The sequence below is a fragment of the Staphylococcus sp. MZ3 genome (genome assembly GCF_018622755.1).
Taxonomy (GTDB): Bacteria; Bacillota; Bacilli; order Staphylococcales; family Staphylococcaceae; genus Staphylococcus; species Staphylococcus aureus.
Window position 1 is genome coordinate 1,389,752 of the sequence record NZ_CP076026.1, and the last position, 11,466, is coordinate 1,401,217.

Annotated in this window: 10 protein-coding genes; 7 read left to right on the plus strand and 3 right to left on the minus strand. The window is 31.3% G+C overall.

What is annotated here, in order from left to right; translation table 11 throughout:
* The first annotated feature begins 16 nt into the window (after positions 1 to 16).
* The 4 genes from glcT (at position 17) to mprF (ending at position 5,214) form a co-directional block, all read left to right on the plus strand.
* Positions 17 to 868 (plus strand): glucose PTS transporter transcription antiterminator GlcT, encoded by an 852-nt coding sequence (gene glcT / locus KI230_RS06750; protein WP_000505015.1) that lies wholly within the window; start codon positions 17 to 19, stop codon positions 866 to 868.
* On the plus strand, positions 843 to 1,010 hold the full coding sequence (locus KI230_RS06755) for a hypothetical protein (RefSeq protein WP_001788758.1): 168 nt from the start codon (positions 843 to 845) through the stop codon (positions 1,008 to 1,010). The genes glcT and KI230_RS06755 overlap by 26 nt, the downstream gene beginning before the upstream one ends.
* Positions 1,003 to 2,211 carry a cell elongation protein CozEb gene (gene cozEb / locus KI230_RS06760; RefSeq protein ID WP_001004752.1) on the plus strand — a complete coding sequence of 403 codons (1,209 nt, stop codon included), beginning with the start codon at positions 1,003 to 1,005 and terminating at the stop codon, positions 2,209 to 2,211. Before KI230_RS06755 ends, cozEb begins: the two co-directional genes overlap by 8 nt.
* Positions 2,212 to 2,691: 480 nt before the next feature.
* The gene (gene mprF, locus KI230_RS06765; protein ID WP_214958354.1) at positions 2,692 to 5,214 is read left to right on the plus strand and encodes a bifunctional lysylphosphatidylglycerol flippase/synthetase MprF; all 2,523 of its coding nucleotides are present in this window, start codon (positions 2,692 to 2,694) and stop codon (positions 5,212 to 5,214) included.
* A gap of 202 nt (positions 5,215 to 5,416) precedes the next feature.
* On the opposite strand, the gene msrA is transcribed toward mprF, so the two are convergent.
* Entirely contained in the window at positions 5,417 to 5,926 is a 510-nt protein-coding gene (gene msrA, locus KI230_RS06770; protein ID WP_001024830.1) for a peptide-methionine (S)-S-oxide reductase MsrA, read from the minus strand.
* A 136-nt stretch (positions 5,927 to 6,062) separates the two neighbouring features.
* Between msrA and KI230_RS06775 the strand changes: the two genes are divergently transcribed.
* The gene (locus tag KI230_RS06775; RefSeq protein ID WP_000356975.1) at positions 6,063 to 7,046 is read left to right on the plus strand and encodes an LCP family protein; all 984 of its coding nucleotides are present in this window, start codon (positions 6,063 to 6,065) and stop codon (positions 7,044 to 7,046) included.
* Positions 7,047 to 7,133: 87 nt separating this feature from the next.
* On the opposite strand, the gene thmT is transcribed toward KI230_RS06775, so the two are convergent.
* Positions 7,134 to 7,319: a 2-hydroxymuconate tautomerase gene (gene thmT / locus KI230_RS06780; RefSeq protein WP_001123276.1), complete on the minus strand. Its 186-nt coding sequence runs from the start codon at positions 7,317 to 7,319 to the stop codon at positions 7,134 to 7,136.
* Between the two features lie 147 nt (positions 7,320 to 7,466).
* Between thmT and KI230_RS06785 the strand changes: the two genes are divergently transcribed.
* Entirely contained in the window at positions 7,467 to 8,729 is a 1,263-nt protein-coding gene (locus tag KI230_RS06785; protein ID WP_000283016.1) for a Y-family DNA polymerase, read from the plus strand.
* 137 nt (positions 8,730 to 8,866) lie between these two features.
* On the opposite strand, the gene KI230_RS06790 is transcribed toward KI230_RS06785, so the two are convergent.
* Positions 8,867 to 9,958: a prephenate dehydrogenase gene (locus KI230_RS06790; protein WP_000214289.1), complete on the minus strand. Its 1,092-nt coding sequence runs from the start codon at positions 9,956 to 9,958 to the stop codon at positions 8,867 to 8,869.
* Between the two features lie 164 nt (positions 9,959 to 10,122).
* Here KI230_RS06790 and KI230_RS06795 point away from each other — a divergent pair, with 164 nt between their 5' ends.
* Entirely contained in the window at positions 10,123 to 11,154 is a 1,032-nt protein-coding gene (locus KI230_RS06795) for a M42 family metallopeptidase (protein WP_000433365.1), read from the plus strand.
* Positions 11,155 to 11,466 lie beyond the last annotated feature (312 nt).

Genomic DNA, 11,466 nt, shown 5'->3' on the forward strand with positions numbered 1-11,466 from the left:
AAAATAGGTGATGATAATGGGAGAATATATTGTTACTAAAACATTGAACAACAATGTCGTAGTATGTACTAATAATGATCAAGAAGTTATTTTAATCGGTAAAGGTATTGGTTTTAACAAAAAAGAGGGAATGGCGTTAAACGACCAAACTATTACAATAGAGAAAATTTATAAATTAGAAAGTGAGCAACAAAAAGCACATTATAAAAGTTTAGTTGAAATCGCTGATGATAATGTATTACAAGTAATTATTGATTCGTTGAATTTTATTTCTAATACTGCGATGAATGTTGATTCAAAACAACTTGTAGTTTCATTAACGGATCATATTATATTTGCTTATAAACGCTTAAAACAAAATCAAGTTATTAGCAATCCATTTGTTATGGAAACTATGCAGTTATATAGTGATGCATATCATATTGCTAAACAGGTGATTGATCAGTTAAATGCAGCATTAGATGTACATTTTCCTGAAGATGAGATAGGATTTATTGCATTACATATTGCATCTAATACAGAAGATTTATCTATGCATGAGATGACCTTGATCAATAATGTTATTAAAAAAGGTATAGATATCATTGAATCAGACCTTGTGACAACTGTTGATAAGGAATCATTACAATACCAACGTTTTATAAGGCACGTACAATTTTTAATTCGCCGATTAAGAAGAAAAGAATATATACATGCACAAGATGATTTTGTGTCTATGATTAAAAATCACTATCCGATTTGCTATAACACAGCATATAAAATTTTAACTATGATACAAAAACAATTTGATGTTAATATCAGTGAGTCTGAAATTATATATTTAACATTACACATTCATCATTTTGAAGAAAGGATTAATCAATCCTAAATTAAGTGTATTACACGGGCGTTTCGTTACTGTAAAGGGTATTTGTATGGTATCATTGATGTTAGTAATTTTACATAAGTGGACTGTTTTTATACAACATCTTATGAATATTTTAAGTGGTGGTGAATCTATAATTGAATGAAAATGAAAAGAATATAAGAAAGAATTTTTTAAAATTTACCGAATCACGGTATATGAAGTTTGTTGGTGGGAATGATTTAGTCTTCTCATTAATAGCGCTAGTATTGTTGGGTATTGTTATTTTTATTTTCGAAAAAGTATCATATGTTTTTGATCCTTTTATCATCGTTTTTAAGACGATAGCAGCACCTATCATCGTCTCTTTAATTCTATTCTATCTATTTAACCCAATCGTAAATATGATGGAACGTTATAGAATACCAAGAGTTGCAGGTATTTCTATTATTTATCTAGCTGTAGTAGGTGTTATTACGTTAATTGTTAATTTATTGATACCTATTATTGGTTCGCAAGTAGATAGTTTAGTTAAAAATTCACCGCAATATCTAGAAAAATTAATTAATTCTATTGATAAAATAGCAAATAATACGTTTTTCTCTTCGTATTATAGTCAAATTAATGATTGGTTAAATTCTTTACCTAAGAAAATACCATCTATGTTAAGTGAATTTACAGATGGCTTTGGGTCTAAAATTGCAACGTTTGCAGAAACGATTGCTAATATTGGCGTTGTGATTGTCACAACACCATTTGTACTATTCTTTATGCTTAAAGATGGACATCACTTCAAAGAATTTTCAACGAATATTATGCCACCGAAATTCCGAAAAGATTTTCATGATCTACTTGAAAAAATGAGTGTTCAAGTTGGTTCATACATTCAAGGACAAATTATCGTTTCATTCTGTATCGGTATACTGTTGTTTATCGGTTATTCGGTTATCGGGTTGAAATATAGCTTAGTATTAGCTAGTATTGCGGCAGTTACAAGTGTTGTACCATATTTAGGGCCTACTATAGCGATTTCTCCAGCTATTGTAATAGCTGCTATAACATCGCCGTGGATGCTCTTAAAATTAGCAGTAGTATGGACTTTAGTACAATTTGTTGAAGGGCACTTCATTTCACCAAATATCATGGGTAAAACACTTAAGATTCATCCACTTACAATCATTTTCATTTTACTGTGTGCAGGCAAATTGCTTGGTATTGTAGGCGTTATTTTAGGTATTCCGGGATATGCTATTTTAAAAGTATTAGTTACTCATTTATTCCAATTATTTAAACGTCGATACAATCGTTTCTATGGTAATGATGTAGGTGAATATGATATTAAAGAAAGTAATAAAATAGTTGAATAAGTAATAAAAAATACCAATGACTATATGTTTGTTGGTATTTTTTATGGTGCTTATAATGTTGGGCAGTTACATTTATGATTATCAGCACATGTTTAGCTTATAAATTTTTACGAAAGTTTAGCCGTTTATAAAGCACATGCATAATGAAACGAGTATTTGCCACTTGATTAGTACTTCATTATTATGTCGAAAATAAAAATAAGTGGTATTTTTAATATATTAAGAAGCACTCATAATCGGCTGTTAATTAATAATATTTTTCATAAGTATTGATTCATCATTTTCTTTATGTTAAATATGAATCAGTATAGATAACCATATTGTTCTGTTTGAGATAGAAATATTTTCTATTTACTTCTTAATACAGATATCAATATGACAAAAGTGTTATATAAATCAAAGGTAAATGATATGCTATTTTTATGGTTTATATGATATATTTTGATTTATAACAGAAATAATTAGAATTGATGTGAAAAAATGAATCAGGAAGTTAAAAACAAAATATTTTCAATCTTAAAAATTACGTTTGCTACAGCTTTATTTATTTTTGTAGCAATCACATTGTATCGGGAGTTATCTGGTATTAACTTTAAAGATACGTTGGTTGAATTTAGTAAGATTAACCGTATGTCCTTAGTGTTACTATTTATTGGTGGTGGGGCATCGCTTGTTATTCTATCAATGTATGATGTGATTTTATCTAGAGCTTTAAAAATGGATATATCCTTAGGCAAAGTTTTAAGAGTAAGTTATATCATCAATGCATTGAATGCGATTGTAGGTTTCGGTGGCTTTATTGGTGCAGGCGTTAGAGCAATGGTTTATAAAAACTATACGCATGATAAAAAGAAATTAGTTCACTTTATATCCTTAATACTTATTTCAATGTTGACAGGTTTAAGCTTATTATCATTGCTAATTGTATTCCATGTTTTCGATGCATCTTTAATCTTAGATAAGATTACATGGGTAAGATGGGTATTATATGTAGTGTCATTTTTCTTACCATTATTCATTATTTATTCAATGGTTAGACCACCCGATAAAAACAATCGTTTTGTAGGATTGTACTGCACTTTAGTGTCGTGTGTTGAATGGTTAGCAGCTGCAGTTGTATTATATTTCTGTGGTGTAATTGTTGACGCTCATGTATCATTCATGTCCTTTATTGCAATATTTATCATTGCTGCATTATCAGGTTTAGTCAGCTTTATTCCTGGTGGTTTCGGCGCTTTCGATTTAGTTGTATTACTAGGATTTAAAACTTTAGGTGTCCCTGAGGAAAAAGTATTATTAATGCTACTTCTATATCGTTTTGCGTACTATTTTGTACCGGTAATTATTGCATTAATTTTATCATCATTTGAATTTGGTACATCAGCTAAGAAGTACATTGAGGGATCTAAATACTTTATTCCTGCTAAAGATGTTACGTCATTTTTAATGTCTTATCAAAAGGATATTATTGCTAAAATTCCATCATTATCATTAGCAATTTTAGTATTCTTTACAAGTATGATCTTTTTTGTAAATAACTTAACGATTGTTTACGATGCTTTATATGATGGAAATCACTTAACGTATTATATTCTATTGGCAATTCATACTAGTGCTTGTTTATTACTTTTACTGAATGTAGTTGGTATTTATAAGCAAAGTAGACGTGCCATTATCTTTGCTATGATTTCAATTTTATTAATCACAGTGGCGACATTCTTCACTTACGCTTCATATATTTTAATAACATGGTTAGCTATTATTTTTGTTCTGCTTATTGTAGCTTTCCGTAGAGCACGTAGGTTGAAACGCCCAGTAAGAATGAGAAATATAGTTGCAATGCTTTTATTCAGTTTATTTATTTTATATGTTAACCATATATTTATTGCTGGAACGTTATATGCATTAGATATTTATACGATTGAAATGCATACATCTGTATTGCGCTATTACTTCTGGCTTACGATTTTAATCATCGCTATCATCATAGGTATGATTGCATGGTTGTTTGATTATCAATTTAGCCAAGTACGTATTTCTTCTAAAATTGAAGATTGCGAGGAGATTATTAATCAGTACGGCGGTAATTATTTGAGTCACTTGATATATAGTGGTGACAAGCAGTTTTTCACTAATGAAAATAAAACAGCATTTTTAATGTATCGTTATAAAGCAAGTTCATTAGTGGTTCTTGGAGATCCGTTAGGTGATGAAAATGCCTTTGATGAATTGTTAGAAGCATTCTATAATTACGCTGAGTATTTAGGCTATGATGTTATATTCTATCAAGTTACAGATCAACACATGCCTTTATATCATAATTTCGGTAACCAATTTTTCAAATTAGGTGAAGAAGCAATTATTGATTTAACGCAATTTTCAACTTCAGGTAAAAAACGCCGTGGATTTAGAGCGACTTTAAATAAATTCGATGAACTTAATATTTCGTTCGAAATTATTGAACCACCGTTTTCAACTGAATTTATAAATGAACTTCAACATGTAAGTGATTTATGGCTAGATAATCGTCAGGAAATGCATTTCTCTGTTGGTCAATTTAATGAAGAATACTTATCTAAAGCGCCAATTGGTGTAATGCGAAATGAAGAAAATGAAGTAATTGCATTTTGTAGTTTAATGCCAACATACTTTAATGATGCCATTTCAGTCGATTTAATTAGATGGTTGCCAGAGTTAGATTTACCATTAATGGATGGTCTATACTTGCATATGTTACTTTGGAGTAAAGAACAAGGTTATACAAAATTTAATATGGGTATGGCAACGTTATCGAACGTTGGTCAATTGCATTATTCATATTTAAGAGAACGACTTGCAGGCCGTGTCTTTGAACATTTCAACGGTCTATATCGTTTCCAAGGATTACGTCGTTATAAATCTAAATATAATCCGAATTGGGAACCACGCTTTTTAGTTTATCGTAAAGATAATTCGCTTTGGGAATCACTTTCTAAAGTAATGCGTGTAATACGTCACAAATAATTAAAATCCAAGTGCTAAGAGGTATACAGTTATGCCTGATGCGCTTGGATTTTTTGGTTTCTATAAAGAATGATTTATAAAAAACGGTACAGATAAGAATATTTAAGTTTCCTATCTGTACCGTATTTTAATATTGAAATGAGCTTAAGTTAAGTCGCCTAACTTTTATTATCAGTCCAATCAGTTTCATCAAGTATAAATGTTATTGCTTATTTTTGTATTCTTGGCGTATTTTTTGTTCTTCTGCATAGCGCTCTGGATTTTTCTTATAAAAATCTTGGTGATAGTCTTCGGCTTTGTAAAATTGTGACGCGGGTAATATTTTTGTTGCAATTGCCTTATCAGCATTAATCGTATTTTTAAGCTGCTCGATATAAGTCTCAGCGAGTTCTTTTTGATGATCATTAGTGTAGAAAATAGCTGTTTGATATTGAGGACCACGGTCTTGATATTGACCACCTGTATCTAATGGGTCAATGACTGAGAAAAATATTTCTAATAACTTATTGTATGAGAATAATGCAACATCATATTGAATTTCAACAGTTTCTAAATGACCACTCGTACCTGATTTTACTTGTTCGTAAGTAGGATTTTCAATATGTCCGCCCATATATCCAGAAGTTACTTTTTCTATGCCGTCAAAGGTGTCAAATGGTTTCGTCATACACCAAAAGCAACCTCCGGCAAAATAAGCTGTATTAATATTCATTTTTGACATCCTTTCATTAGACCTTAGTACGATTTATTAAGAAATCACTTGCTTTTTGAATTGTTTTTATATAACGTTAATATGTGATTATTATAGTACACAAAAATCTATTTTTGAAGATATAAGGTAGGTAAATATGGATAAAGAAACTAATGACAACGAATATAGACGTCAAAGTGAACATCGCACTTCGGCGCCTAAGCGAAAAAAGAAGAAGAAAATTAGGAAATTACCTATCATTCTTCTGATTGTTGTAATTTTACTTATCGCATTAGTTGTATATATTGTACATAGTTACAATAGCGGTGTAGAATATGCCAAGAAACATGCGAAAGATGTTAAAGTACATCAATTTAATGGACCAGTAAAAAATGATGGTAAAATTTCTATTCTTGTACTCGGTGCAGATAAAGCACAAGGTGGACAATCAAGAACAGATTCTATCATGGTTGTTCAATATGACTTTATCAATAAAAAGATGAAAATGATGTCTGTCATGCGTGATATTTATGCAGATATTCCAGGATATGGAAAACACAAAATTAATTCAGCATACGCTTTAGGTGGTCCAGAGCTACTTAGAAAAACACTTGATAAAAATTTAGGAATTAATCCTGAATATTATGCAGTAGTTGATTTTACTGGATTTGAGAAAATGATTGATGAATTAATGCCTGAAGGTGTACCAATTAATGTCGAAAAAGATATGTCGAAAAATATTGGTGTATCTTTGAAAAAGGGTAACCATAGGTTGAATGGTAAAGAATTACTTGGTTATGCAAGATTCCGTCACGACCCTGAAGGTGACTTCGGACGCGTGCGACGTCAGCAACAAGTGATGCAAACATTGAAAAAAGAAATGGTTAATTTTAGAACAGTTGTTAAATTACCAAAAGTTGCAGGTATTTTAAGAGGCTATGTGAATACAAACATTCCTGATTCAGGGATTTTCCAAACAGGTTTGAGTTTTGGTATCCGAGGTGAAAAAGATGTTAAGTCATTGACTGTGCCAATCAAGAACTCATACGAAGATGTCAATACAAATACTGATGGTAGTGCATTACAGATTAATAAAAACACAAATAAACAAGCTATTAAAGACTTTTTAGATGAAGATTAAAAATAAACAAGGCGATTTCTATCATACTCAGATAGAAGTCGCCTTGTTCGTTTTCAAAGAATTAATTGGCATGCATCTTATGAAGAATTATTGATCTGACTTTCTTACGCCAGCCACACCATAATGGTTTGGTTTCATTTCTTCTATAACAACGTGAATTGCTTGTCTATTTGCCCCCGTTGTTTTTTCTACGGCGTCAGTTACTTCGCTAACTAAATTTTTTAATTGTTCATCCGAACGACCTTCTAATAATTTTACATTGACGATTGGCATCATCCAAACCTCCTAATCATTATTAATTTGAGTATATCATGTAATACTTAAAAATTCATTTGCAAAATAACAGAACATTTGTTCTAAAATAGTTGAAATAGAACACGTGTTCGTATATAATAAGATTCAAGTAAGGGAGGAATAACAGTGTATAATTATCATTTATTAGAAGATAGGGATGTTCTATGTATTGACCAAAAAAGTTTTTTTGCGAGTGTTTCTTGTATTGAAAAGGGGCTAGATCCATTAGAAACAAAGTTAGCTGTTGTTGCAGATACTAAGCGTCAGGGTTCTGTAATATTGGCTGCGACACCTAAATTAAAAGAATTAGGCATCAAGACAGGGTCGCGATTGTTTGAAATACCACATAGAAATGATATTTACATTATCAATCCAAGTATGCGTAAATATCTTAATGTTTCAGTTGCTATTTCTAAGATTGCATTACGTTATATTCCACCTGAAGATTTACACCAATATAGTATTGACGAATTTTTTATGGATGTTACTGATAGCTATCATAGATTTAGTTCTACAGTACATGCATTTTGCGAAAGACTTAAACGTGAAATTTATGAAGAAACAGGCATTTATTGTACTGTGGGCATTGGTTCTAATATGTTATTAAGTAAAATTGCTATGGATGTTGAAGCGAAGCATAGTCAAAATGGTATAGCTGAATGGCGATATCAAGATGTACCAACGAAATTATGGCCAATTCAGCCCTTGCGAGATTTTTGGGGTATTAATCGTCGAACAGAAGCCAAATTGAATAAAAGAGGAATTTTTACTATAGGAGATTTAGCGAAATATCCATATAAATTTTTAAAAAAAGAGTTCGGTATTTTAGGTGTTGATATGCATCTACATGCGAATGGGATAGATCAGAGTAAAGTACGTGAAAAGCACAAGATCAGCAATCCATCGATATGCAAAAGTCAAATATTAATGAGAGATTATCATTTTGATGAAGCAAAAGTAGTAATGCAAGAGTTAATTGAAGATGTTGCTAGCAGAGTTCGAGCAAGAAAAAAAGTAGCAAGAACGATACATTTTGCCTTTGGCTATAGTGATGAAGGCGGTGTACATAAGCAATATACTTTGAAAGATCCAACAAACTTAGAAAAAGATATTTATAAAGTAGTAATGCATTTTGCAGATAAATTATGTAATAAACAAGCACTATATCGTACGCTAAGTATATCTTTGAGTCAATTTATTAATGAGGATGAGCGACAGTTAAGTCTGTTTGAAGATGAATACCAACGCAAACGTGACGAATGCCTAGCTAAAACGATAGACCAATTACATTTGAAATACGGCAAAGGTATTGTGTCCAAAGCAGTATCGTTTACAGAAGCAGGTACAAAACACGGCAGATTAGGTTTAATGGCTGGACATAAAATGTAATGACTATACGGTTTAAGGAATATATAACTGTGATTCGTATAAAATAAGTCTCTAAAGATAAATATTTCATATATCACAATAGATTTTCACAATAATATCTAAGAATACATGGGAATTTATCAAAAGAGACTTAATAATTATTGGATATAACAATCAAAATCACTCAATGCTTGCATACCGCGTTCTCGGTCAGTAGGATTTTTGAAACTAATTTTTAAAGCACCGTATATATCTTCGCGTACTTCTAAGATTCTTAAGTTGCTTATAGATATGTTATGTAAACTCAGGATATAAGTCACTTTACTTATCATACCTGATTCATCCGGAATATCTACATATAGATCATAAGCAGTATTTAGTCCACCTAGTTGTTTAGCGGGTAGTGCGTCGCGATACGATTTAGCTTGGGCAAAAAATGATAACAATTTTTCAGAATCATTACTTTCAATTAGTCTTTCTAAATCTTGAAACTGACTTTTTAGCTGTCGAATCATTTCTAAAATATACGTTTTATTACTCAAGGTGATATCTTTCCACATTTGTGCATTACTACTAGCTATACGAGTGATATCACGAAAACCACCAGCTGCAAGTTTATTAACTAAATGATGTTCTTGACCGTTCTTTTGACTAACATGAACTAAACTAGATGCAACGATATGAGGTAAATGACTTACGACGCTTGTTACGTAGTCGTGTTCTTCAGCAGTAGTTACAATAAATTTAGCAAGAGTAGGTGATAACAGTTCTTTTAACGTGTTTGCTGCTTGCTCATTTCTTGGCTCATTATAGACTAAAATATAATAAGCGTTTTCAAATAAGTGCTTTTTAGCATTTAGTACACCAGATTTATGACTACCAGCCATTGGATGACCACTGACTAGATGAATATTATGCTTTAATAAATTGCATTCGTGTTGCTGTATCATTGCTTTAGTACTACCAGTATCAGAAACAATAACACCAGGTTTAGTTGGCATATCTATAAGCTTGCTAAGATATTTATTTGTGATAGCAACAGGTGTTGCATAAATAATTACATCGGCTTTTTTAATAGCTTCACTATAATTTAAACATTTTTCATTAATAATACCGATTGATTTAGCTTTATCTAACTGAGAAGTATCTGCATCGTATGCAATAATATTAGTATTAGGGTTATGGTATTTTATATTGCTAGCAAGACTTCCACCAATTAATCCAAGCCCAACAAATAAAACTGTTGTCATATAAATCACCTTATTTCGAAATTTTCAGAATAATAACATTGTAAATGAGCTGTTGACACAGTGCAATAGTAAATAAAAATCGATAATAGCATTAATAGATAAACGGAGATAAATCATCTACAATAAAGAGTATAGTAACACAATGGCAACGGAGGGGTAAATCAATGGAACCAATATTAGAAATGATTAAAACATTAACAGGTATTAATAGTCCTTCAGGAGACACAGAAGAAGCAATTCAATTTGTCGAAAAATATGCAAAAGACTTGGGTTATCAAACAACACTAACAAATAAAGGTGCGTTATTAATAACAGTGCCAGGCAAAAATGATGAAGTACAACGCTGTATTACTGCTCATGTTGATACTTTAGGTGCAATGGTTAAAGAAATTAAAGAAGATGGCCGCTTAGCAATAGAATTAATTGGAGGATTCACGTATAACGCGATTGAGGGTGAATATTGCCAAATTAAAACTGATGCTGGTCAAATATATACAGGAACAATTTGTCTGCATGAAACAAGTGTTCATGTATATAGAAATAATCATGAAATAACTAGAGACCAAAAGCATATGGAAATAAGAATTGATGAAGTAACTACATCAGAAGAAGATACAAAGAGTTTAGGTATTTCAGTAGGTGATTTTGTTAGCTTTGATCCACGTACAGTTATCACGTCATCAGGTTTTATTAAATCTCGTCATTTAGATGATAAAGCTAGCGTAGCGATGATACTACAATTACTAAAGAAATTAAAAGAAGAGCAAATAATATTACCACATACAACGCAATTTTATATTTCTAATAACGAAGAAATAGGTTACGGTGCAAATGCATCAATTGATTCGAAAATCAAAGAATATATTGCATTAGATATGGGCGCGTTGGGAGACGGTCAAGCATCGGATGAATATACAGTTTCTATTTGTGCCAAAGATGCTTCAGGTCCATATCATAAGCAATTGAAATCGCACCTAGTTAATCTTTGCAAAATAAATAACATTCCATATAAAGTAGACATATATCCATATTATGGTTCAGATGCTTCAGCAGCTTTACATGCTGGTGCGGATATCAGACATGGTTTATTTGGCGCTGGCATTGAATCATCTCATGCAATGGAACGAACACATATTGATTCTATTAAAGCGACAGAGAAATTACTATATGCATATTGCTTATCACCAATTGAGTAAACAATTAGTGTTGACAAATGTGAACGACCTATGTAATATAATGAACTATAAAAATAATTAGAATTTTCTAAAGAAATAGTAGCAGATATGAAACGTAGCAAATAGAAAGCTAATGGGTGATGGGAATTAGCACGCCATATCTTGTGAATTGGACTTTGGAAAACAATTGAATGAGTTTTGAAAGTGAACATGAATTATGTTAACTAAGGTGGCACCACGGTAACGCGTCCTTACAGGTATATGCGTTATGTGGTGTCTTTTTATTTAGACAAAATGTAGTAGTTAATTAAAGGTAGCAACAGAAAGTTAGTG

What these genes read in the sequence shown, in the direction of transcription:
- KI230_RS06790 (WP_000214289.1), bottom strand. Translation starts at nt 9,958, where the DNA reads ATGACAACAGTTTTATTTGTTGGGCTTGGATTAATTGGTGGAAGTCTT.
- glcT (WP_000505015.1), top strand. Translation starts at nt 17, where the DNA reads ATGGGAGAATATATTGTTACTAAAACATTGAACAACAATGTCGTAGTA.
- KI230_RS06775 (WP_000356975.1), top strand. Translation starts at nt 6,063, where the DNA reads ATGGATAAAGAAACTAATGACAACGAATATAGACGTCAAAGTGAACAT.
- mprF (WP_214958354.1), top strand. Translation starts at nt 2,692, where the DNA reads ATGAATCAGGAAGTTAAAAACAAAATATTTTCAATCTTAAAAATTACG.
- thmT (WP_001123276.1), bottom strand. Translation starts at nt 7,319, where the DNA reads ATGCCAATCGTCAATGTAAAATTATTAGAAGGTCGTTCGGATGAACAA.
- KI230_RS06795 (WP_000433365.1), top strand. Translation starts at nt 10,123, where the DNA reads ATGGAACCAATATTAGAAATGATTAAAACATTAACAGGTATTAATAGT.
- msrA (WP_001024830.1), bottom strand. Translation starts at nt 5,926, where the DNA reads ATGAATATTAATACAGCTTATTTTGCCGGAGGTTGCTTTTGGTGTATG.